This window comes from Pseudomonas sp. P5_109 (genome assembly GCF_034009455.1).
Classification (GTDB): domain Bacteria; phylum Pseudomonadota; class Gammaproteobacteria; order Pseudomonadales; family Pseudomonadaceae; genus Aquipseudomonas.
The window spans coordinates 4,074,909-4,100,030 of sequence record NZ_CP125380.1; the positions used below are offsets into that span (position 1 = coordinate 4,074,909).

General features: G+C 59.2%; 10 protein-coding genes and 1 pseudogene. 7 read left to right on the plus strand and 4 right to left on the minus strand.

Annotated features, from left to right (window positions below; all coding sequences use genetic code 11):
* Nucleotides 1–121: 121 nt before the first annotated feature.
* A complete protein-coding gene (locus QMK54_RS18300) occupies nt 122–775 on the plus strand; it encodes a hypothetical protein (RefSeq protein WP_110658275.1) in 654 nt (217 codons plus the stop codon).
* Between the two features lie 54 nt (nt 776–829).
* On the opposite strand, the gene QMK54_RS18305 is transcribed toward QMK54_RS18300, so the two are convergent.
* Complete coding sequence (locus QMK54_RS18305; RefSeq protein WP_110658274.1) at nt 830–1,129, minus strand: hypothetical protein; 300 nt, start codon at nt 1,127–1,129, stop codon at nt 830–832.
* A gap of 186 nt (nt 1,130–1,315) precedes the next feature.
* Nucleotides 1,316–1,957, minus strand: coding sequence for a response regulator transcription factor (locus QMK54_RS18310; RefSeq protein WP_110658273.1), 642 nt, complete (start codon nt 1,955–1,957; stop codon nt 1,316–1,318).
* 291 nt (nt 1,958–2,248) lie between these two features.
* Here QMK54_RS18310 and QMK54_RS18315 point away from each other — a divergent pair, with 291 nt between their 5' ends.
* Genes QMK54_RS18315 through QMK54_RS18325 form a run of 3 tightly spaced genes read left to right on the plus strand, consistent with a single transcriptional unit; the run spans nt 2,249 to nt 8,886 of the window.
* A complete protein-coding gene (locus QMK54_RS18315) occupies nt 2,249–7,111 on the plus strand; it encodes a HAMP domain-containing protein (protein ID WP_223590289.1) in 4,863 nt (1,620 codons plus the stop codon).
* A 48-nt stretch (nt 7,112–7,159) separates the two neighbouring features.
* Complete coding sequence (locus QMK54_RS18320) at nt 7,160–8,293, plus strand: response regulator (RefSeq protein ID WP_223590292.1); 1,134 nt, start codon at nt 7,160–7,162, stop codon at nt 8,291–8,293.
* Between the two features lie 5 nt (nt 8,294–8,298).
* Nucleotides 8,299–8,886 (plus strand): ATP-binding protein, encoded by a 588-nt coding sequence (locus QMK54_RS18325; protein WP_223590296.1) that lies wholly within the window; start codon nt 8,299–8,301, stop codon nt 8,884–8,886.
* A gap of 688 nt (nt 8,887–9,574) precedes the next feature.
* Here QMK54_RS18325 and QMK54_RS18330 read toward each other — a convergent pair.
* Nucleotides 9,575–11,092 carry a sensor domain-containing diguanylate cyclase gene (locus tag QMK54_RS18330; protein ID WP_110661350.1) on the minus strand — a complete coding sequence of 506 codons (1,518 nt, stop codon included), beginning with the start codon at nt 11,090–11,092 and terminating at the stop codon, nt 9,575–9,577.
* 401 nt (nt 11,093–11,493) lie between these two features.
* Here QMK54_RS18330 and QMK54_RS18335 point away from each other — a divergent pair, with 401 nt between their 5' ends.
* Complete coding sequence (locus QMK54_RS18335) at nt 11,494–20,166, plus strand: GH36-type glycosyl hydrolase domain-containing protein (RefSeq protein ID WP_320401059.1); 8,673 nt, start codon at nt 11,494–11,496, stop codon at nt 20,164–20,166.
* Nucleotides 20,167–20,506: 340 nt separating this feature from the next.
* Nucleotides 20,507–21,235 carry a Crp/Fnr family transcriptional regulator gene (locus tag QMK54_RS18340; protein ID WP_223590300.1) on the plus strand — a complete coding sequence of 243 codons (729 nt, stop codon included), beginning with the start codon at nt 20,507–20,509 and terminating at the stop codon, nt 21,233–21,235.
* A 70-nt stretch (nt 21,236–21,305) separates the two neighbouring features.
* Here the strand turns inward: QMK54_RS18340 and QMK54_RS18345 are convergent.
* A pseudogene (locus QMK54_RS18345) lies at nt 21,306–23,814 on the minus strand (putative bifunctional diguanylate cyclase/phosphodiesterase).
* Between the two features lie 471 nt (nt 23,815–24,285).
* On the opposite strand from QMK54_RS18345, the gene QMK54_RS18350 reads away from it, so the two are divergent.
* Nucleotides 24,286–24,828 carry an adenylate kinase gene (locus QMK54_RS18350; protein ID WP_320402930.1) on the plus strand — a complete coding sequence of 181 codons (543 nt, stop codon included), beginning with the start codon at nt 24,286–24,288 and terminating at the stop codon, nt 24,826–24,828.
* Nucleotides 24,829–25,122 lie beyond the last annotated feature (294 nt).

The window sequence follows — 25,122 nt, forward strand, 5'->3', positions numbered from 1 at the left end:
GGCGTAACGGCCGCAAGATTAATTGATAACAATTGCTGGATCTAAATGGCAGTCAGCAACGGCAAATTCCAATAAAGCCGTATCGAAGCCACTGATTCACTATTGAAGCCAAGAGGTAACCATGGATCTAAGTATGTTCTCTGCGTCCACCGTGGAATATGTGCGTTTGGGCGTTGTATATTTCCATCTTATCGCCTGCTGTGTGGCAATCGGGCTTGTGTTGACCAGCGATATTGCAATGGTCAAGCAACTCCTGAAGGGGGATGTGTCGGGTCACCACGATGACGCGCACATGGAAAGCCTTCAAAAAACCGTAGTGCTCGCACTTGTAGCCCTTTGGATTACCGGCATTGGTATTGTCGGGATCGATTATGCCGGCAAAGGGATGGAATATTTCCTCAATCCAAAACTGCAAGCCAAGATCGGCATCGTTGTGCTGTTGACCTTCAACGGCTATCTGTTGCATAGCGCTGTATTGCCAGCGCTGAAAAAAGCCGGTTCGTTACTCAAACTTTCCTTCAGCCTGCGCATGCTCGCGCTGTTCTCCGGCGCCCTCTCTGGCGTGTCGTGGTTCTATGCCGCCATGCTCGGTGTCGGTCGTCCGCTGGCCTGGAAGTACTCGCTGGTCGAGTTGCTGGCCGCCTATCCGGTGCTCATCGTCGGCGGCTTTGGCGCGATGGTACTGCTCACCGCCTATGCAAAAGACCGAGACACCGAAGCGCGTATGGGCCACGGCACCAGGACTACAGGAAACGCCGCCCTGGCTGGATGGTAAAGTCAGCTTGAACAAGGACGTTCAGCTATCCCCAGTCGTCATGGAGGCAGGCGCCTATCGCTTGCCCTTCATACAGACGACGGAAAGATAAACGCCCCAAAGCAACCCACATACGGCAAGTATCAACTCCGGACTGAGAATGTTCTGATCGGCCGGCGCCACCAGGATTTCGCTGTAAAGGCACATCGCGCCCGCGATCAACGCCATGAAGTAGCCGGTCCGGTTCCGGGTCCGGCGCAGCAGCAGAACCTTTTTCAGACCCTCGTCTTTCCATTCCTGAAGGGGCATGCGCTGGATCTCTTCCAGCAGCACTACGCCCCACAGCAATGCGCATAACCAATAACCTATCATCATGACTCCCTTCAGTTAGAACTCTGATTCAACATCAGTGTTGGCGAACTGCATGATTTAAACCGAGGGGTAAATATGCTTGATTGCAACGGCCAGCGCTATCGACGTTAGCAGGACATCGTTGTGGCGTTATCGGCCAGGCGCTTGTAGTGGTTCCACTACACGCTTAACGCAAAGTGTGAAGGATGTCTAAGTCAACAGGCCGTTTTCAAGTGCATAACGGGCCAGTTTCGCGTTGCTGTCCATGCCTGTTTTTTCCAGGATACGTGCCCGGTACGTCGTGACGGTACTCGGGCTCAAGTGCAATATCTGCGCGATGCGCACAATCTTCTCGCCCGAAGCGAGGAGCTTCAGTACTTCAAGCTCCCGGTCCGATAGTGCTTCGTGGGGGGCCGCGTCACCTCCGCCGATAGCGTTGACCAGTTTTTCTGCAAGCTCGGGACTGACGTGCTTGCCGCCCGAGGCCACCTTGCGCACCGCCGCCACCAGGGTGGCTGCGGAAATATCCTTGGTGAGGTAGCCCGCTGCGCCTTGCTTGATTGCGCGTAACGCATAGGCCTCGACCGAATGCATGCTCAACATCAGAATCGCGAGCTTGGGTTTGTGCGCACGCATGAGCTTGAGGAGTTCGAGGCCGGACTTGTCGGGAAGCTGAATATCGACCAGCGCCACGTCGAAATCCTGCTCCCGGACCAGGAGCATTGCGTCCTGTGCTGTCTCGGCTTCACCCGTAACGTCGATCTCGCCGGCAGTCTCCAGCATGCGTCGCACGCCACTGCGCACGATGCTGTGATCATCCACCAGCAAGACTCTGATTTTGTGGTCAATCATCGGTATTTTCCATTCGCACCCGCAAGGCCCTGGCGCACTTATGCACTCCCACGTTAGCAGGCGCAGAGCGCACTTGCACCTTTGCCTCAGGCGTTAGCGCTCACCTCCCATACTGCGGCTGCAACCCGTCGCAACGGCCTGTTCCCGGCCAATTTCCCCGGGATCCGGGGCATTGCGCCAACCTTGCTAATATTTCGTAAGCCAACGTTCCGTACCCGGCATGGTCAATACTGCAATGCCGGCGCCTGCATGACGCCTTGCGCGGGGCATCAATCCTGACTGGACATCGACATGGCCACAGTGACGACACCGACCGAAGCTTTCGACATGACGACATTGCTGACAGCGCTGAAGGCGTTGCGCAATGGTGACTTCACCACGCGCATGCCGGAAGACTGGACCGGCATGCCGGGCAAGATCGCCGACACACTCAACGAGATCATCGACATGGCGGCCGACACCGCCACCGAATTCGAGCGCGTGGCGCGACTGATCGGCAAGCAGGGCAAGGTCGATGAGCGTATCCAATTGCCCATGGTGAAAGGCTCATGGCAAAAGATCGTCAACTCGAGCAATGCGCTCACCAGCGACCTCATCAGCCCGATGAACGAGATGATTCGTGTCATCGGTTCGGTTGCCGAAGGTAACCTGAGCCAGCAGGTACCACCGGTACTCGACGGCCTGAGACTGCGCGGCCAGTTCCTCAAATCCGCCAAAATCGTCAATACCATGGTGACTCGCCTGGGCTCCTTCGCTTCCGAGGTCACCCGCGTGGCGCGCGAAGTCGGTACTGAAGGGATTCTCGGTGGGCAGGCCAATGTCAAAGGGGTGTCTGGCACCTGGAAAGACCTGACCGACTCCGTCAACTACATGGCCGCCAACCTGACCACCCAGATGCGCAACATCGCTTACGTGACGACCGCGGTGGCCAAGGGCGATCTGGGCAAGACGATTACCGTCGAGGTCCGGGGTGAGATTCTCGAGCTGAAAAACACCATCAACACGATGGTCGGCCAACTCTCGAGCTTCGCTGCGGAGGTGACCCGCGTGGCGCTGGAGGTCGGTACCGAAGGCAAGTTGGGTGGTCAGGCGGAAGTGCGCGGCGTGTCCGGCACCTGGCGCGACCTCACCGAATCGGTGAACGGCATGGCGGCCAACCTGACCACCCAGGTACGCAACCTCGCACAGGTGACGACGGCGGTGGCGCGCGGTGACCTCGGCAAGAAAATCACCGTTGAAGCCAAGGGCGAGATTCTCGAACTGAAAAACACCATCAACACGATGGTCGACCAGCTCTCCAGCTTCGCCTCGGAGGTGACACGCGTCGCGCTGGAAGTCGGTACCGAAGGCAAACTGGGCGGACAGGCCGAAGTGACCGGCGTGTCCGGTACCTGGAAGGACTTGACCAATTCGGTCAACGGCATGGCGGCCAACCTGACCACCCAGGTGCGCAACATTGCCGACGTGACGACAGCGGTGGCCAACGGCGACCTGTCGCGCAAGATCACCGCCGAAGCGAAAGGTGAAATTCTCCAACTCAAGGAAACCATCAACACCATGGTCGACCAGCTCTCGACCTTTGCCGACGAAGTGACGCGCATGGCTCGCGAAGTGGGGACTGACGGCAAGCTCGGTGGCCAGGCCAGGGTGACGGGCGTCGGTGGCACCTGGAAAGACTTGACCGACTCGGTCAACAGCATGGCGGCCAACCTGACCAATCAGGTGCGCAACATCGCCGACGTGACGACGGCGGTGGCCAAAGGCGACCTGGGGCGCAAGATTACCGTGGAAGCCAAGGGCGAAATCATGGAGCTGAAGAACACCATCAACACCATGGTGGACCAGCTCAACAGCTTTGCCGCCGAAGTGACGCGGGTGGCGCGCGAAGTCGGCACCGAAGGCAAGCTCGGGGGACAGGCACAGGTGCAAGGCGTGTCCGGCACCTGGAAGGATTTGACCGAAAACGTGAACTTCATGGCGGCCAACCTGACCAGCCAGGTGCGCGGCATCGCCAAAGTGGTGACCGCGGTAGCCAACGGTGACATGAAGAAGAAACTGACCCTGGAAGCCAAGGGCGAGATCGCCGAACTGGCCGACACCATCAACGGCATGACCGATACGCTGGCGCTGTTCTCCGACCAGGTGACCTCGGTGGCGCGTGAAGTGGGCGTCGAGGGCAAGCTGGGGGGCCAGGCCAACGTGCCGGGGGCTGCCGGCACCTGGCGCGACCTGACCGACAACGTCAACGGCCTGGCGGCCAACCTGACCAACCAGGTGCGCGCAATCGCCGACGTGGCGACGGCCGTGACCAAGGGCGACCTGACTCGCTACGTGGAGGTGGAAGCAAAGGGCGAAGTGGCGGAACTGAAGGACAACGTCAACGAGATGATCCGCAACCTGCGCGAAACCACGCGGCAAAACGCCGAGCAGGACTGGCTCAAGAGCAATCTCGCGAAATTCAATCGCCTGCTGCAAGGCCAGCGCGATCTGGCGGCGGTCTCCAAGATGGTGCTGTCGGAACTGGCGCCGCTGATCAACGCCCAGCACGGTGTGTTCTACATGATGAACGAGAGCCCGTCCGATCCTGCGAAACTCAAGCTACTGTCCGCTTATGCGTACAAGGGCAACATCAATGTCAACGATGAGTGGCGGCTCGGCGAGGGCCTGGTCGGACAATGCGCCTACGAGAAGCGGCGCATCCTGCTGACCGATGTCCCCGCCGATTACGTGGCGATTTCATCGGGACTGGGTGCCGCTGCCCCGCTGAATATCATCGTGTTGCCGATCCTGTTCGAGAACAAGGTCAAGGCCGTCGTCGAAATGGCTTCGTTCACCAGCTACAGCATCATTCATCAAACCTTCCTTGATCAGCTGGCTGAATCGATTGGCATCGTGCTCAACACGATCGAAGCCAACATGCGCACCGAAGAACTGCTCAAGCAGTCGCAATCGCTGGCGCATGAGCTGCAAAGGCAACAAGAAGAATTGCGCCAGACCAACGAGGAACTGGAGGACAAGGCTGGACTGCTGGCCGAGCAGAAAGCCGAAGTCGAGCGCAAGAACCGCGAAGTCGAAATCACCAAGCTGTCCCTCGAGGAGAAGGCGGAGCAGCTGACGCTGACCTCGAAGTACAAGTCCGAATTCCTCTCCAGCATGTCCCATGAGCTCAGGACGCCATTGAACAGCTTGCTGATCCTCGCCCGGCAGCTCAGCGACAACGCGGAACACAATCTCACGCCCAGGCAGGTCGAATATGCCAAGACCATCCGTAGCGCGGGCAAAGACCTGCTGGAGCTGATCGACGAGATTCTCTATCTGTCCAAGATCGAGTCGGGCACGGTCACACTGGATTTCAATGAAGCGCTGTTCGCCGATCTGCACGCCCAGATCGAACGCACGTTCCGGCCAGTCGCCGAAAACCGCGGCCTCACCTTCACGATCGAACTGGCACCTACCCTGCCCCGCGTCATCTGGACCGACGAAAAGCGCCTGCTGCAGGTGGTCAAGAACCTGCTGTCCAACGCCTTCAAATTCACTGAGCAAGGCAGCGTCAAGTTCAGCATCGCGCCCGCTGTGTCCGGATGGAGCGTGGATAACAGCGAGCTCAATCGTGCCGATGAGGTGGTCGCCTTCGTGGTCACCGACACCGGCATTGGCATATCTGCCGGCAAGCAGAAGCTCATCTTCGAAGCGTTCCAGCAGGCAGATACCGGCACCTCACGAAAATACGGCGGCACCGGCCTCGGCCTGTCGATCAGCCGCGAGCTTGCGCACCGGCTGGGCGGTGAGTTGCGCCTGCTCGCCGGTGAGATCGGCAAGGGCAGTACTTTTGCGCTGTACGTGCCCTTGCGTACCGAGGATGCCCAGCACCAGGCGCTGGACGAATCGACGACAGAGGCAGTACCTGGCCAGGTCAGGCGTGACCTCATCTCAAGTCCGTCGGCACAGATACTGGACGACCGCGAGTCTGTCCAACCCGGGGACCAGGTGCTGCTGATGCTCGAGGGCGACACCCGATTCGCCAGCATTCTGCTCGAAGCCGCGCACCGGAAGGGCTTCAAGGCTATCGTCACGAGCCGTGGCGCGGAGGCACTGGAGCTTGTCGAGCGCTTCAAACCCGCCGCGATCACGCTCGACCCGGGCCTGACGGACATCGATGGCTGGGCGCTGCTCGAACAGTTGAAACGCCATTTCGCCACGCGGCACATCCCGGTCCAGATCATCTCGACCGCTGACGACCACGCGCGCGGGCTGCGCTATGGCGCTTTCGACTGTCTGCTCAAGCCGGTCACAGCCGACGAGATTGAAAATGCGCTGGTCGACATCGTGAAGTTCGCCCGACGCAAGACCAGGAACCTGCTGCTCATCGATGGCGACGACGGGAGCCGCGCCCGCATCCTCGATCTGCTCGGCAACTCCGACGTGAAGATCGAAACGACCGCCAGCGGCGCGTTAGCCTTGAAGAAACTGGCAAAGAAACGCTACGACTGCCTGGCCATCAATCTCCAACTGCCCGACGCATCCGGCATCAGCTTTCTCGAGGCGTTGCAGCAAGACCCCGCCATGGGTGAGTTGCCAATTGTCGTCTATGGTGCGCAGGCACTGACCAAGGCGCAGCAGGAGCGTTTCCGGACACTGCTCGGCAAAGGCGTCATCAAGGCCGTTCAGTCCCCCGAGCGCATACTCGACGAAACCGCACTGTTTCTCCACCGTGTCATAGGCAAGCTGCCGCAGACCCAGCGCAGGATGCTGGAAAAACTCTATGAAGGTTCGGACAGTCTCGAGGGTAAAAAGGCCCTGGTGGTCGACGATGACGTGCGCAATATCTTTGCCCTGACCAGCGTGCTGGAGCGCTACAAAATGCTGGTGACCACGGCCGAGAACGGTCGAACCGCCATCGAACTGCTGCAGCAGCAGACCGATACCGACATCGTGCTGATGGACATCATGATGCCCGAGATGGATGGTTTTGAAACCATGCGCCAGATCCGTACGTTCAAGCGATTTGAAACCCTGCCCATGATTGCGCTGACGGCCAAGGCGATGATGGGTGACCGTGAAAAGTGCATCGAGGCAGGCGCCTCGGACTACGTCAGCAAGCCGGTGGATACCGACCAGCTGCTGTCACTGATGCGTAAATGGCTCTATCGATGACGCTGTACCGCGCCCATGGCGGCCAGCGCAAACTGAAGTGGCATAAACATGCAGCAGGAACCCCCGGTATTCAACGAGAGAACCCAGGCGTGGCAACCGCTCCCACCTGATGGCGTGCCAGCATCGGTGTTGCTGGTCGATGACAATCCCGCCAAGCTCACGGCGCTCGCCGCAGTGATTGCCGACATGGGCCTCGACATTGCCACGGCGACTTCCGGCCGCGAGGCGCTGCGCCTGCTATTGCAGCGCGACTTCGCAGCCATTCTGCTCGACGTGAAAATGCCGGTGATGGACGGCTTTGAAACCGCTGCACTCATTCACGGCCGCCCGAAGTCGGCCCACACACCGATTATCTTCGTCACGGCGGAGGCCGACACGGATTCCGAGCGTTTCCGCGGCTATACGTCCGGCGCAGTGGACTACATCTTCTCGCCGATTGTGGCCGAGGTGCTTCACGCCAAGATCCAGGTGTTTGTCGACCTGTTCTACTTGCAGCGCAAACTGACGATGCAGGCCGAAGAATTGCTGCAGTCGAAGCGGCAGCTGCGCGAACTGGCGTCCTATCAGGAGCACATCAAGGAAGAAGAGCGAAAGCGCATCGCACGCGACATCCATGATGAGTTGGGACAGAGCCTGCTGGCGTTGCGAATCGATGTCTCCATGCTGCAGGCGCGCACCGTTACCAGGCACCCCAGGCTCAACGAAAAGGTCAGCGATGCCCTGAATCACCTCGACACAGCCATCCGCAGTGTCCGCAGTATCATCAATGATCTGCGCCCGCCGGTACTCGACCTGGGATTGCAGGCTGCGATCGAGTGGCAACTGGAAGAGTTCCGGCAGCGCAGCGGGATCGATTGCACGATGTCGGCGAAAGAAGAAAATTTTCGCTGCGACCTGCATGAAAAATCCGCCACGACACTGTTCCGCATCGTGCAGGAATCGCTATCGAATATCGCCCGGCACGCGCAAGCGACACAGGTGCATATCGAACTCTCCAGGGAAGGTCGGCGGCTTTACCTGCAGATCAAGGACAACGGCGTAGGCATGACGGATGGCAAAAAGTTGAACTCGTTCGGGCTGGTGGGTATGAAGGAACGCATCAGCATGCTGGGCGGGGAATTCACGATCGACAGCGCACCGGACAAAGGAACGACATTAACCATATCGCTGCCACTCGACTGATCTGGATGGCACTGAAAGTGCTATTTCCCGTACCTCCCCCCGAACGTCGAGGCCAATCACTGCAAAACATCCAGGACTTGATGAAACACGAGGGAAGGACGTTCCACAAGATGTACTGGGCGCCCCTCATGCAGATACAGGGCGTCGTTGCCGACGTGAAGTTCGACCTCATTCACTACAACGGACATTTCATTCCAATGATGCTCAGCGCCATCAGCTGTGAGCATTCTGCTGGCATATTTCATGAAATGACGCTGTTCAATGCCACGGACAACCTAAGGTACGCGCGCGAACTGCTCAACGCCCGAATGCTTGCCGAAAGGCATTTGGCGAAACACCTCAAGGACCAGCGCGTACTGGATATGACCCAAGACAAGTTGCGTATCACCTACGCGGCGGTTGAGGACAGGGCCCTGTTCGCCGAGCAACTTATCGGGATTGTCAGTCATGACAATGCCGAACTCAGAAGTGTCGGGTTGGGTCTGTTCATCGTTCGGGAGATTGTAAGGGCGCACTACGGCGAAGTGACTGTAACTTCCACTCTCACCACCGGTACAACATTCACTGCAATCTTTCCTCGCCCCATTAATTAACCGAGATTGATCTCAGCGCAGCCACGCCCCACCCAGAGTTCTTCGAAGATGTATTTCAGGTACCGGCTGGGAGGGGTAAGTCCAATTCTTTGCCTCAGAGTAGAGGACCAGCATTGGTCTCGCTGCGGGCGAGCCGCTATACCTCTCGCCTGTAGTCCTTAAAATAGCCTGGTGAGTTCATTCAAGATCCGATCCTGGGTTTGAGTACTTGGCCTATGGCGATAAGCTACTGCGAAAAAAGCAACGCCTTCGTAGTCGCAGCGAATCGAAAAAGTCATACCTTCACGCAACCCATAGACTGATCTGTCTCCTACTTCAACAAAATATCTCGCTTTTGTAAGAGCCGCTCTGGCGTGCTCCAGACAGCCAGTTTGGTTAAGTGAGTGTTGTAGCCAACTAGTAGTGACTCGCACAGACGAAGTCTCGCTGTCATCGATAGGTGGTCGAGTAATTTCTTTGGTAGGTGCAGTAACGTTCTCGTCGCTGACGCAAGCGGTCAGCCCAATTGAGATAATACCCAGTAAAAAACCAAAACAAACTCTCGAACGCTTAAGTGCGTTTCGCATGGTGGGCCGCACCTGTGACGACTTGCAATGAATGAAGAGGCAATTACTAACGTAATAGCAGGTTTCTGATCTTTTGCTATCTATGTTCGGTAATTACGACGAGAAGCGCCAGGATAGACCGTCTAGTCATGGGGAACGATCTCCCCCCTCACAAACCGGTTACGTCCCAACGCCTTGGCATTGTACAGAGCCTGATCTGCTACCTCGATCAACCCTTGCAAAGGGTTCAGTTGGGAACCCGTGGCTGTAGCAATCCCGATGCTCACACTTAGCCGTCCGAACGGGCTGGAGTTGTGCGCAATGTTCTCTTGCTTCAAACGGTCGAGAATAAGTTGCGCCACCACCGCGGCACCGTCACTGTCGGTGTCAGGCATGATGATACCCATCTCCTCTCCACCATAACGCGCCACCAGATCTGACGGTCGCCTTACGCACGCCTCGAAAATCCTGCCAACCGTCTGCAGGCATGCGTCTCCAGCCACATGCCCGAACGAGTCGTTAAAGCGCTTGAAGTAGTCGATATCAATCATCAGCAATGCCAACGTCGTTCCCTCACGCTGTGCTCGCCGAGCTTCCATGGCAAGGCTCTCATCGAAACAGCGTCGATTTGCCAAACTGGTAAGGGCATCCTTCATCGCAAGCAGTTCAAGTTGCCGATTCGATGAGAGCAACTGCTGCTGAGCCCCACGCAACTGTTCTTCTGCCTTGGTACGCCGACGGATATCCAGGATCAAAAACCAACCGATGAGTCCGGTAAGTCCCAGCAGCCCCGTCACCACCACCGCGGACAGCAATGCCTCCGTTCGCCACGCGGCGAGAGCTTCGCGCTTGCCGAGTGCCACCGTAGTGACCAGTGGCAGCCGGTCACTCTTGCGGAAGGCGTATAGCCGCTCCACGCCGTCCAGGCTGGAGGTAAACGATGCGGTGCCGACTGATCGATCGACGAGATACTTTGTGTAGATGGGCGACGTGGAAAAGTTGCGCCCCATATCCTGCTCGCGGAAAGGATAGCGAACCAGCAACGTACCGTCGGTATAGGACAATCCGATAGCCCCCTCCTGCCCTACGTCGATCTTTCCAAACAACCGCAGGAAGTTTTCGATCCCCAAGGTGACCGCCACTACGCCGGCAAATTCGCCGCGAGGACCATTGAAACGACGGCTGACGGTGATCACCCATTCGTGATTGGAACGGCTCTGGATTGGCGGACCGATAAAGGGCTCACGGGATGGATCGTCGCGGTGATGAATGAAATAGGCACGATCAGTGTTGTTCACCCCGGCTGGAATCGGCCGGTTGGAGGACATCAACCAACGTCCCTGATTATCGTAGATCGTGATACCACTGAGCTGTGGCATCAGCGGCACCTGGCGGTTGACCAATGCACTGAGCCGCTGAATCTGCGCAGGACCGCTACCTTCGGTTTCCAGGCGTTCGACAAGCCCGAGCAAAAGCAGCGAACTTTGCCGGACAATGCCTTCGGAATAAGTGGCAAGCGCCTGGGTAAGGTTCAAGCCATGGACATCCACGTCCTCCAGTGCTCGATCTCGAGAGGCCAATACCTTCCAGACAGTCAGTGACGCCAGGGAACAACCGATAACCAACAGCAAAAGCACAACAAGATGGGTATCACGCTTCACGTTACTACCTTATGGAAAGTCCATTTTTCCGTTCCGGCGACTATTGGGCCAAGCCAATAGCTGCAGCCATTCGTCCTCTACTTGAACAAGGATACAAGTAGTGGTGGATCGCTGCAGCAAGTGATTTTGAGGTGGGAAAAGGTACATTCAGACCGTTTCTCCCGGTCACGAAGGGCTACAACCGGCCCAAAAGCGGCCTCTTGGATCGTTCGCCTATCACACAGCCCCTTGCCGCCAACATGGCCTATGTTCGCTAGCGAACAGACTTCGCCCCGATGAATAACCCACAATCATCGGTGGAATGCTGCGCCCGGCGGCGCAACGCCCGCACACCTAGCCTGGCGTAGAACCGCCTTCATTCCACATGCGACCTGCCCTGCGCGGGTCGTACGAAGGAATTCATGCAAAATTTCCTGACTCGCACGCTGTCCAGCCTTTGGCGCTCACCGGCCATCTGGCTCAGGTGGAGTGCCGCGCGGCACAAGTTCGAGTACGAGCCCATCCTGCGTTCCGACCTGTTCAATGCGCAGCAGATGGCAGACCACGGTATCGTACTGGCACGCCAACATGTGCTGGGGCGTCTTTCCAGAAAGGACGCCTTGCTGGGCCGCCTGACTGACAACCAACTGCTTCTGGAACGTAGTTGCGCTGCGCTCAAGACCGTACAACTGTCCAGCCGACGCGCCACCCCTGCGGCGGAATGGCTGCTGGACAACTTCTACCTCATCGAAGAAAACATCCGTACTGCCAGGACTCACCTGCCCGATGGCTACAGTCGCGAGTTGCCACGCCTGGCCGAAGGTCCTTCGGCAGGCCTGCCGCGGGTCTACGACATCGCCCTGGAAACCATTGCTCACGGCGATGGCCGGGTCGACGCGCCGAGCCTGGATTGTTTCATCGCCTCTTATCAGACCATCACGCCGCTGGCCCTGGGCGAGCTATGGGCAATCCCGATCATGCTGCGCCTGGCGCTGATCGAGAACCTGCGGCGCGTGGCGTCCCGGGTCATGGCCAACCGGGATGACCGTAACCTTGCCGATGACTGGGCCGATCGATTGATCGAAATGGCCGAGCGCGACGCCAAGAGCGTGGTATTGACCGTTGCCGACATGGCGCGATCGGCACCGCCGATGACGCCTTCATTCGTTGCCGAACTGGCGCGCCGCCTGCACGGGCAAAGCGCCGCGCTGATATTGCCCATGGCGTGGATAGAACAAACGCTCGGTGAGTCCGGCCTTACCGTCGAACGCCTGGTGCAGATGGATGCCCAGCAGCAATCCGGTGACCAGGTGTCCATCAGCAACAGCATCGCCAGCCTGCGATTGCTGGCGGCGACCGACTGGCGTGAGTTCGTCGAGCTGCTCAGTCATGTCGAACAGGTATTGTGCGCGGACCCGGCGGGCATCTACGCGAACATGGACTTTGCCACCCGGGATCGTTACCGCCATGTGGTCGAACGCCTCGCACGGCATTGTGTGCAGTCTGAAACCAGGGTGGCACAAGTCGCCATCGAACTGGCCAGCACCACACAGCCCACGGCCGGTGTAACCGGACACGTGGGCTATTACCTGGTGGCTGACGGGTTGCTCAGCCTGGAACAGGTGCTGCACGCCAGCGTGCCGCTGCTCGAACGATGGAAGCGCTTGCTGCAGAGCGCCCCGTTGAAGTTCTACCTGTGCCCTGCACTGCTGCTGACGCTGCTGTTGGCCTGGCCATTTCTCAGCAGCGCTTGGCGCAGTGGCACGCCAACCTGGTGTCTGGTCCTGCTCGCCGTGCCCGCGTTATTGATGACCAGTCGTCTGGCGATCGGGCTGGTCAACTGGCTGGTGACCCTCACTGTGGCCCCATCGCTACTGCCCCGCCTGGACTACAGCAAGGGCATACCGGCCGAAGCGCGTACGCTGGTGGCGGTGCCTACGATGTTCGCCAACGCGGGCGACATCGAGGCTCTGGCGGAAGGCCTGGAAGTGCGATTCCTGGCCAATCGCGATGCCCACCTGCATTTTGCGCTGCTCAGTGACTTCATGGACGCCCCTGCCGAGGTGATGCCCGAGGATGCGGAGTTGCTCACACTGGCGCGCCAACTGATCGAGGCGCTCAACCACAAATATGCCGATGGCCAGGTCGACCGCTTCTTCCTGCTGCACAGGCCCAGGCACTGGAACTCTACCGAGCGGGTATGGATGGGGCATGAGCGCAAGCGTGGCAAACTCGCCGAGCTCAACGCATTGCTGCGTGGCAAAGGGCATGAACGCTTTGCATTGATCGTCGGTGATATCACGCCACTGAGTGCGGTGCGCTTCGTCATCACCCTGGACACCGATACCTTGCTGCCACGGGATGTCGCGCATCAGTGCATCGGGACCATGATGCACCCGCTGAACCATCCGGTGTTCGATGAACAGAGCGGCAAGATCGTCAGCGGTTACGCCATCCTCCAGCCCCGCGTGGGGATCAGCCTGCCGAGCACGGCACGCTCGACCTACGCTCGCCTGTTTGGCAGCGATGCGGGTATCGACCCCTATACCCGCGCTGTCTCCGATGTTTATCAAGACCTGTTCCACAACGGTTCCTTCATCGGCAAGGGCATCTATGCCGTCGACGCCTTCGAACAGGCACTCGAAGGCTGCCTGCCCGACAACCGCATCCTCAGCCATGACTTGATCGAAGGGTGCTACGCCCGCTGCGGGCTGCTCAGCGATGTACAACTGTATGAGGAATACCCGTCTCGCTACAGCGCCGATGCCAAACGCCGACACCGCTGGATTCGCGGAGACTGGCAAGTGCTGTACTGGGCCTTGCCGTGGGCACCGAAACCCCAGGGCGGATTCGCAGCCAATCGCCTGAGCAACCTGGCCCGCTGGAAGATTTTTGACAATCTGCGCCGCAGCCTCGAGCCAGGTGCCTTCCTGGCCATGCTGGCATGGGGCTGGCTGGGTACGAACGAGGCCGCCTCCTGGACGTTGGCGGTGGTCATTCTGGTCTGCCTGCAACCCGTGCTGCAGTCGGTACTGGCGCTGGTACAGAAAGCTGCCGATATTCCATTGGGGCAACACCTGACTGCTGCATTGCGCACCTCGGGCCAACATTTCATGCGGGCGCTGTTGTCGATTGTCTGGTTGCCCTCCGATGCGTTGTTGAGCTTCGATGCGATTGGCCGCTCACTGTGGCGCATGCTGGTCAGCAAGCGCCGCCTCCTGCAATGGCAACCTTCTCGTGAGGTGGAGCGCTCCAGTGGCAACGCGCTGTCCGGCATGTATAAAAGCATGTGGATTGCCCCTGCGCTGGCGCTGCTGCTATTCGCCGCCCTGCTCCCCACTCTCCATGTACTCGCTCTGGCGGCACCCTTGCTGCTGGTGTGGCTGGCGAGCCCGGCGATTGCCTGGTGGATCAGCCTGCCGACAACACCGGCGGGGTTTGCCCCGTCAGCGCAAGACCTGCGATTCCTGCGCATGCTGTCACGCCAGACCTGGGCGTTCTTCGATCGCTATGTGGGCCCCGAGGACAACTGGTTGCCGCCGGACAACGTCCAGGAAATACCCAAGCCGACCATTGCCCATCGGACCTCACCGACCAACATGGGCATGGCCTTGCTCTCTCACCTGGCGGCCCACGATTTCGGCTATCTGAGCAGCGGACGCTTGCTCGAACGCATCACGGCAACGCTTGAAAGCATGGCCGGCCTTGAGCGTCATCATGGGCACTTCTACAACTGGTACGACACCCAGACACTGCAGCCACTGGCACCTCGGTATGTGTCCACCGTGGACAGCGGCAACCTGGCGGGCCTGTTGCTCACCCTGCGGCCGGGGCTGCTGGGGTTGGTCGACACGCCCCTGTTCGATCAACGTACCCTTGACGGCCTGGGCGACACCCTCGATGTGCTGCAGCAGGCGTTGCAGGACGCGGACCTCGATGACGCTGCCGTGCTTGAACTGCGCGCACGGGTGCAGGCGGCGATTGTCCACGACACCCCGGACAACCTCCTGCCGTTACTCGATCAGGCGCAGGCCTTGGCCATCGACACTGCGGCCACCTCTGCTGAAGAAGCACACTACTGGCTGCAGGCATTGCAGGCGCAGTGTGCGGACCTGCGGGCGGAGCGACTGCGCTTCGAGCTGCCGTTGGCACCCGCCCGGGCCAAGGCGCCGACATCGACACCGACACCCGCACTCAGCCTGCGGCAAATGGCAGAGCTCGACTGCACCCTGTGGTTGCCTGCCGATCAGGCGCAAGTGCAGGCGGTGCAACGCCTGGCTCGCGCACGGATCATCCACGTCGAGCGCCTGGCCGAATTGTCCGCGTCACTGGCCAGCATGGACTTCACCTTCCTTTACGATGCCCAGCGTGACCTGTTCTCGATAGGCTACAACGCCGACGAACGCAGGCTGGACAACGGCTATTACGACCTGCTCGCTTCAGAGGTTCGCCTGACCAATTTCGTGGTCATCGCCCAGGGCCAGTTGCCGCAACAGGCCTGGTTCACCCTTGGACGCTTGCTCAGCAACAATCGCGGGGTGCCGGTACTGCTTTCCTGGTCCGGATCGATGTTCGAGTACCTGATGCCGAACCTGGTAATGCCCAGCTATGAAGGTACGCTGCTGGAGCAGACGTGCCGCGCGGCCGTCGCCTTGCAGATCGAGCATGGCAATCAGTTGGGCATCCCCTGGGGCGTGTCCGAGTCGGGTTACAACACCCTGGATGCCCACTTCAATTATCAGTATCGGGCATTCGGTGTTCCGGGCCTTGGCCTCAAGCGCGGGTTGGCCGAGGATACCGTGATTGCGCCGTACGCCAGCGCCCTGGCGCTCATGGTCGAGCCGCAAGCGGCCTGCCACAACCTGCAACGCCTGGCAGCCCAGGGGTCGGCCGGTCGCTATGGTCTGTACGAAGCGGTCGACTACACCGAGGCACGTCTGCCACGCGGCCAGCGCTATGCGGTCGTGCGCTCGTTCATGGCACACCATCAGGGCATGAGCCTGCTGGCCTTGACCAGCCTGCTGCTGGACCGGCCCATGCAGCGTCGTTTCGAGTCGATCCCGTCATTCCAGGCGACGGTCTTGCTGCTGCAGGAGCGCGTACCGAAAACCGCCGCGCCGTACCTGCATGCGACCCAGGCGCCTGCCACAGGGGAAAACGCACGCACGCAGGAAACCAGGCTTCGCGTATTCGCCGATCCCGGGCGCAAGCGCCCCGCCGTCCAGCTACTTTCCAACGGCCGTTACCACGTCATGCTCAGCAGTGCGGGCGGCGGTTACAGCCGCTGCAACGACATCGCCGTGACCCGCTGGCATGAAGACGCGACCCGCGACAACTGGGGCATGTTCTGCTACCTGCGCGATGTCAGCAGCGGCGTATTCTGGTCCTCGGCCCACCAGCCGACCCTGCACCGACCGGAAAGCCATGAAGCGATTTTCAGCGATGCCCGGGCCGAGTTTCGTGTTCGCGAGCGCGACTTCGATACGCACACCGAGATCGTCGTGTCGCCCGAAGACGATATCGAACTGCGCAGGCTGCACATCACCAACCGCGGCCGCATGCGTCGTAGCGTGGAGATCACCACCTACGCCGAGGTGGTCCTGGCGCCGGCAATCAGTGATGCCATTCATCCGGCCTTCAGCAACCTGTTCGTGCAGACCGAACTGTTGCCGGAGCTGCAGGCAATCGTCTGCACCCGCAGGCGGCGTTCCAGTGAGGAAGCAGTCCCCTGGATGTGCCACCTGCTGGCCGCCCATGGCGTGGACATCGACGCCATTTCCTACGAAACCGATCGAGCGCGATTCATCGGTCGAGGACGCAACGTTGCAGCACCGGCCGCGCTCGATGGCAATGTCCAGCAGCTGTCAGGAACCGCAGGTTCGGTGCTTGATCCGATCGTCGCCATCCGCTGCCGTATCGCCCTGGAACCCGGGCAAACGGCGACCATCGACCTGGTGACCGGCATCGCGGACAGCCGTGAGGACTGCCTGTACCTGATCAATAAATACCGCGACCGACACCTCGCCGATCGCGTCTTCGACCTGGCATGGACCCACAGTCAGGTGCTGCTGCGCCAACTCAACGTATCGCAGGAAGAAGCCCGCCTGTTCGAACAGATGGCCGCTTCGATCCTCTACGCCAATGCCTCGTTGCGCGCGGAAAATAGCGTATTGATGGCCAATCGACGTAATCAATCGAGCCTCTGGGGCCAGGCGATCTCCGGCGACCTGCCCATCGTTCTGCTGCAGATCGCCACCGTCGAGAACATCGAGCTCGTGCAGCAGATGGTCAAGGCCCATGCCTACTGGCGGCAAAAGGGGCTGGTGGTGGACCTGGTCATCTGGAACGAAGACCAGGCCGGCTATCGCCAGCAACTCCAGGACTTGATCATGGGTGTGGTGACGTCCGGCAGCGAGGCCTCGTTGATCGACCATCCCGGGGGCATTTTCGTGCGTCCGGCACAGCAGTTGTCGAACGAGGATCGGACGCTGATCCTGTCGGTGGCGCGCCTGGTACTGAGCGAAGGCAACGGCGGCATTGCCGAGCAGGTTCATCGGCGTCACGCCAGCCCGGTGTACCCGGCGCTGGTCCCCACACTCAAGCGCCAGGCAAAGGCAACGGCGGCCGCTACCCTGCCCGCGATCGAAGGTTTGCTCCTGGGCAACGCCTATGGCGGCTTCAGTGCCGATGGCAGCGAGTACGTCATGACCTTGCAGCCTGGCAGGCCGACACCGGCGCCATGGGCCAACGTGTTGGCCAATGCGCATTTCGGCACGGTGATGTCCGAAAGTGGTGGCGCTTACACCTGGATGGAAAACGCTCACGAATTTCGCCTGAGCCCCTGGCATAACGACCCGCTCACCGACGCCAGCGGCGAGGCGATCTATGTGCGTGACGAAGAAACCGGGCATTTCTGGTCGGTGACGCCACAGCCTTGTCCCGGTACGGGTCCGTACCGTACTCGGCACGGCTTCGGCTACAGCGTCTTCGAGCACGATGAAGACGGTATCCACACCGAGTTGTGGGTGTATGTGGCGCTGGATGCTTCGATCAAGTTCTCGCATTTGCAGATTCGCAATCGCTCAGGCCGCGCCCGACGTCTGTCGGCGACCTGCTATGTCGAGTGGGTGCTGGGCGACTTGCGCAGTAAATCAGCGATGCATGTGGTGACGGAAGCCGACCCCAGCAGCGGCGCATTTTTTGCCAGGAACGCCTATTCGATCGAGTTTTGCGAACGGGTGGCGTTCCTCGATACCGATTCGACCGACACCAGCATCAGCGGCGATCGCAGTGAATTCATCGGCCGCAACGGCAGCCTCAAGGCGCCTGCCGGATTACAGCAGGCACGGCTGTCGGGCCGTACCGGTGGAGGCCTGGATCCCTGTGCGGCGATACAGGTGGCCCTCGACCTCGACAACGGTGATGACCAGGACGTGGTTTTCCGGCTCGGTGCCGCCAGGGATACGGCGTCAGCCCTGCGCCTGGTCCAGCAGTACCGGGGCCTGGGGGCGGCAACCGCGCAACTCGAGGCGGTCCGCGAGCATTGGCGTTCGCAGCTGGGCGTGATTCAGGTCCAGACCCCCGACCCGAGCATCGATGTCATGGTCAATGGCTGGCTGATGTACCAGGTGATCGCCTGTCGCTTCCAGGCCCGCAGTGGCTACTATCAGTCCGGCGGGGCCATCGGCTTTCGCGATCAACTGCAAGACAGCATGGCGATGATCCATGCCGATCCCGCCAGCGTGCGTAGCCATTTGTTGCTGTGTGCAGCCCATCAATATGCCGAAGGCGACGTTCAACACTGGTGGCACCCACCGCTCGATCGGGGGGTGCGCAGTGGCTGTTCGGACGATTACCTGTGGCTCGCGCTGGCGACCAGCCACTATGTCAACGTCACCGCAGACCTCAGCGTGCTGGCCGAACCCGTGGGTTACCTTGAAGGCCGCCCGCTCAATGCCGGGGAGGAGTCCTACTACGACCTGCCGGGCAAGTCGCACCTTGAAGAAAGCCTCTATCAGCATTGTGTACGCGCCATCGAACACGGCCTGCAGCGTGGCAGCCACGGCTTGCCCTTGATCGGCACGGGCGACTGGAACGACGGGATGAACCGGGTCGGCCATCTGGGCCAAGGGGAAAGCGTGTGGCTGGGCTTCTTCGGATTCGAGGTCCTGCAACAGTTTGCCATCACGGCCCAATTGCATGGCGACCCGGTTTTCGCACAGCGTTGTACCCAGCAGGCCGCCCTGCTGCAGGCCAGTCTGGAGGAGCATGCCTGGGACGGTTCATGGTACCGGCGCGCCTGGTTTGACGACGGCCAGGTCCTGGGCTCGGCCAACAATGACGAATGCCGCATCGACTCGATCTCGCAAAGCTGGTCCGTACTGTCGGGTGCCGCCTCGCAAACCCGGCGCCGCACGGCCATGGCTTCATTCGAGCAGCACTTGGTACGCCCCGACACAGGCGCGGTTTTGCTACTCGATCCGCCCTTCGACGCGGGCTCGCTCGAACCCGGCTATATCAAGGGCTATGTGCCGGGCGTACGGGAAAATGGCGGCCAGTACACCCACGCCGCGGTCTGGGCCGGCATGGCGTTCGCCGAGCTTGGCGACAACGTCAGGGCCTGGCGGTTGCTCAACATGATCAACCCCGCTGGCAATGAAATCGCCAGCCGGATCGAAACCTACAAGGTCGAGCCCTATGTCATGGCTGCCGACGTCTACGGCACGCCGCCACATGCGGGCCGTGGGGGGTGGACCTGGTACACCGGGTCGGCCGGCTGGATGTACCGATTCATCGTCGAGTCATTGCTCGGATTGCAGCGTGTCGGTACGTCATTGCATATCGTACCGCTGCTTGCGCAGGGCTGGCCTGGCTACACGCTGCGCTACCGCCATGGGGAGACGAATTACCATATCAATGTACGTCCGGGCACGACCACTTCGACCACGCTGGACGGTGAGCTGCTGGGCAATGACGCGCTGGAATTGCTCGATGACGGTAAAGAACACCAGGTCCTGGTGACATGCCAGGTAAAAGCGCTGCAGCCAGAAACCCCAGGGTGGGATAGAACTGTCGAAGCCGATCTTGAGCGCTGAGAAACAGCGCTCTTGGCCCTGGATTCAGACAGGAAGATTCGGGCCCTGGTGGTGCGGCTGCACGGCCTCACTCAGCTTGATGGGTACCGGCTGGCCAGGCTTGTAATGAAGGGGGACCGGTATGTTCTGTGGCTGTTTCGCAGTGGGCTTGCCGGGACCCTGGCGAAGATTCGGGTCAATGTGCTTGCTCATGACAACCTCCAACGTTAGACGCTGCAGATGCAGCGTCGTACCCTTGAGCATCGCAGATTGCCGGGCTTGCTTCGGTGCGTTGCCCCGCATAGTGCGCTTTGGAGTAACCTGTCCCGATCAGGGTATTCGCCCTTGAACGGTGGCTGATATGTTTGCTGTACCCAAGCCACAACAGAACTACCTCCTGGCGGCGCTTCCCGCGCAAGCGCTGGAGCGTCTGCTACCCCACCTCGAACCGGTCGAACTGCCACTTGGCAAAGTGCTCTATGAGTCCGGTGGCGCTCTACGGCATGTCTACTTCCCCACCGACGCGATCGTGTCGCTGTTATATGTGATGGAGAACGGCGCCTCGGCCGAGATTTCAGTTGTCGGCAATGAAGGCTTGATCGGTGTTGCAGTGTTCATGGGCGGTGAAAGCACGCCGAGTCGGGCCGTTGTGCAAAGTGCCGGGCATGCTTTGCGGTTACCCGGCCAGCAGCTCAAGGACGAGTTCAACCGCCATGAAGAGATGCTTCTGCTCATGCTGCGCTACACCCAGGCACTGATCACGCAAATGGCCCAGACGGCGGTGTGCAACCGCCACCACTCCATCGACCAGCAACTGTGCCGCTGGTTGCTGTTGTCGCTCGATCGCCTGCAAGGCAATGAACTGACCATGACCCAGGAATTGATCGCCAACATGCTGGGTGTACGCCGGGAAGGCGTGACCGACGCCGCCGGCAAGCTACAGCGCCTGGGTGTTATCGAATACAGTCGGGGACACATCAAGATCCTCGACAGGGCTCGGCTGGAGGCGCTGAGTTGCGAATGCTACGCCGTGGTCAGAAGAGAGACCGAACGATTGCTGCCTTACTTTCCATTGCGACGTGACTCATGAAGATGTCCGAAGGGCGCGATTTGCAGAACCATGAAGTGTGGTTCTGCAAAGTTGCCAGGCACCTGCGAAGTTATGGCGATTTAGTCTTGGTCCTGGAAATCAGTGCTCGCCATTAATCTTTCGTGAACATACGCCTCAAATTGTTCGGCTGGCAGTGGCGGGGAAAACAGGAAGCCCTGGTAGGTCTGACAGCCATGCTTGAGCAGAAAGGTCCGCTGAGCTTCTGTCTCCACACCTTCCGCAATCACCGAAAGCCCCAATATCTGGCTCATGCTCACAATCGCGCAGGCGATGGCGGCGTCACTGGGATCAACCAGCACATCTCTGATAAACGACTGGTCGATCTTGAGTTGATCCAGCGGAAGGCTCTTCAGGTATGACAGTGACGAGTAGCCGGTTCCGAAATCATCCAGCGAAAGGCCTATGCCGATCTCTTTCAACTCGATCATTTTAGCGACAGTACCTTCCATATCCTCTATCAGCAGGCCTTCGGTCAGTTCCAGTTTCAATTTCTTCGGATCGGCCCCCGTGTGTCTCAGTACTTGCAGTACCTCCTCGACGAAGTCCGGATGGTGAAACTGGCGGGCGCTGACATTCACAGCCATACCCAGTCGGGCGGTTTGCGAATGCTTTGCCCAGGCAACCAGCTGAGCGCAGGCTGCCTGCAGCGCCCAACGGCCTAACGGCAGAATCAACCCCGTTTCCTCTGCCAATGGAATGAAATCGCCTGGAAACACGACTCCGCGCTCAGGATTCTGCCATCTCATCAGTGCCTCTGCGCCAATGATACGGCCCTCACTATTCACCTGCGGCTGGTAATGAAGAAGGAATTCGTTGTCCTGCAAGCCTCGGCGCAAGTCTACTTCCAGTCTGGCGCGTGCCGTGGCAACCGCCTGCATTTGCGGATCGAAGAAGCGCATGGTATTGCGGCCCGCCGCCTTGGCGCGATACATCGCCAGGTCAGCGCGCTTCATAATATCGTCCACTGTGCTCAGCTGCCCCTGGAACAGCGCAATGCCGAGGCTGGGGGTGCTGTGGTGCTCATATCCATCCAGCTGGTAGGAAATGTTCAGAGCGTTGAGAATTTTTTCGCCAATAGCCTTGGCCTGGATAGCTGCTTCTGGAGGATTCTCATTAAGGCCATCCAGCAGGACGACGAACTCGTCTCCGCCCAGGCGAGCCACGGTGTCGCTCTCGCGTATGCAGCCGCAAAGGCGCAGAGCAACTTGCTGCAGCAACATGTCGCCTCTGTCATGCCCCAGCGTGTCGTTCAGTGCCTTGAAGTTATCCAGGTCAATGAGAATGATCGCGCTCGTCTGCAGGATACGGGGGCTGCCCGCCAGCAGATGCTGTAACCGGTCCAACATGAGCCGCCTGTTGGCCAGCCCGGTCAACTGATCGTAGAAGGCCAAACGCTGGACTTCTTGCTCAGCGGTCTTACGGTGGGTGATGTCAGTATTGATCGACAGAACGGATTGCGGCTGGCCCTCATCGTCTCGCACCAGGGTTCGATGACTTTCGAACGTGATGGTGCAGCCATCCCGGCGTCGAAGTGTAACTTCGTCCGCCCAGTCACCCGTTTCTATCAGGCTGTTAGTGGCCGCATTGAAAGCGGCGCTACCCTGGTAGATCAACTCCTGTGCCGACTTGCCGAGTGCCTCTTCCTTTGACAGACCGTAGAGACGCTCGGCACTTTTGTTCCAGTACAGGATGCGGTTATCCATCCCATGAACGACAATGGCGTCCTGGGCCTTGTCCAGCAGCGATGCTTGCTGGCGGGCCTGCATCTCGCTTTCGCGCAGCACTGCCAGATAACCTTCCCTTTCGGCTGCTTGCGACTCCATTTCGCGCCTGATCTTGCCTCCGTAGATAACGGCCGCACTGACCATCAGTAGCACGAACACCATGATCGCGTATTCGACCCGGCGCAGTTCTTCGACCGACTCAAGCTCCTCCTCCAGAAGCTTGCTTTGAACCAGGCCAACGCGATCGCGCACGGTACTGAGTGAGGCGAGCACCAGGGCAAACTTCCTGTCCATCGTTGCCATGCGTTTGCCGGCATTATCCGACTGCCCTTCCCTGAAGTAGGAAAAGATCAGCAAGGCCTCGTTCACCATTTCGACCATCGCGGCATCAACTGCAGCCACCTCATCCTTCAATGCAAGGATAAAGGCTTGGATATCTGCACTGTGTTCAGCCTCATTGGCGATCCGTACTTCCAACTGTTTTTTGGTCATAGCCAAATGCTCGTTGAAGGCGCGCAAGGCTTCATTCATGTTCCGCGATTCGGCTTCAACATTATGTGTGTCGAACACATTATTGCCCGGCGCATTGACTGTGGAAGCCAGGCTGCCCAGCGTTGAATAGCTCGACAGCTGTTGGACCCACGACTGGTTTGCCTTGATGGAGCGGTGATAGGTATCGACGATCAGGTGATTCAATAGCACGCTCAGCACAACAACCAGCACGTCGAATCCCGCAAGAAAAAAGTACATGCGGTGCCATTTGGTCGAGCGCGGCTTATTTGAAAGGGTGGGTATGGCTTGCTGTGCGGCGCTTTTATTCCTGAAAGAATCCATTTCACAATCTCCAAACATAATCCTTCTAAATTGAGCAATAGAAGCGGTATTCGGAAACCCGTTAACCTTTTGTGCCGACAACGATTGTCCTCGCTCTCCAGTGTAGAACTGAATGTCGGCATTCACTTTTGCCAGATGTTCTGTTCCTTTCAATTTCTTCAGCCTCGTTCTGCGCCTCTGACGAGCGTGCAGAACTTGGCCAGCATGCCTGGGGCGAACGTTGCGGGTCATTTCCGCGCAGCCTGCCGGACTGCCTGATCAGTTTCGTCAGCAGACCAAGCATAGCCACTAATTTGCCATTATTCTGGTCGCCGACTACTCCAGGTCGGTAGCAGCGCCCTTGATGGTCGGCAGCTTTCGGCCCAGAAGCGGCCCATATACGGTCATTTACAGCCCAGAAAAAACTGAGACCCAACCGAGTATGGGATATCTTGCCTGCCTCGAAACCGGCTTGTATTCATGGAGGAAAAATTGCGGATTTACATTACAGGTGCTTCGTGTGCGGGCGTGACTACTTTGGGTCAAAACGTCGCAACTCTGCTTGGTGTACGACAGGTCGATGTCGATGATTATTTCTGGATGCCCACTAACCCTCCTTTTACGACCAAGCGACCTCCCGGTGAGCGCGTTTCATTGATCCAGCAAAAGTTCGGTGACGACGATTGGGTGCTGACCGGTTCTTGTATGGCCTGGGGAGAAGCGCTGATTACTCAGGTCGATCTGATTGTGTTCGTTGTAACGCCAACGCCCGTTCGCCTTGAACGGCTGGCCGCACGTGAAAAGGAGCGCTTTGGAGATCGGATAGCACCGGGTGGTGACATGCATGAGATACATGTGGCCTTTCGGGAATGGGCTTCGCAGTATGACGATGCGAACTTTTCAGGACGCAACCGGGCGTGGCACGAGGCGTGGCTATCAGAGCAAACCGCTCCGGTCTTACGGATTGCCGGGATGAACAGCGCTGAAAAGATGGCTGCGGATGTCATTCATGCTTTGTCGCAAGTAGCGCCATAGCTCGAAACCGGAACGGCAGAGGCGCGTCCTCAGTCCATCGCCAGCAAGCCGGCTCCTACAGGTATTGCGTTGCCCGTGTTTCCCGGGCCAGGACGCGGTCCCTTGTAGGAGCTGGCTTGCCAGCGATGGTCGTCAACGATAACGCGTGTGACCTGGATAACCGCGGCGCATTTGAGGCCATCGCCGGCAAGCCGGCTCCTACAGTTTGGCGTTCACCTCATTTCGACTCGGACGCGGTCTCTTGTAGGAGCTGGCTTGCCAGCGATGGTCGTTAACGATAACGCGTGTGACCTG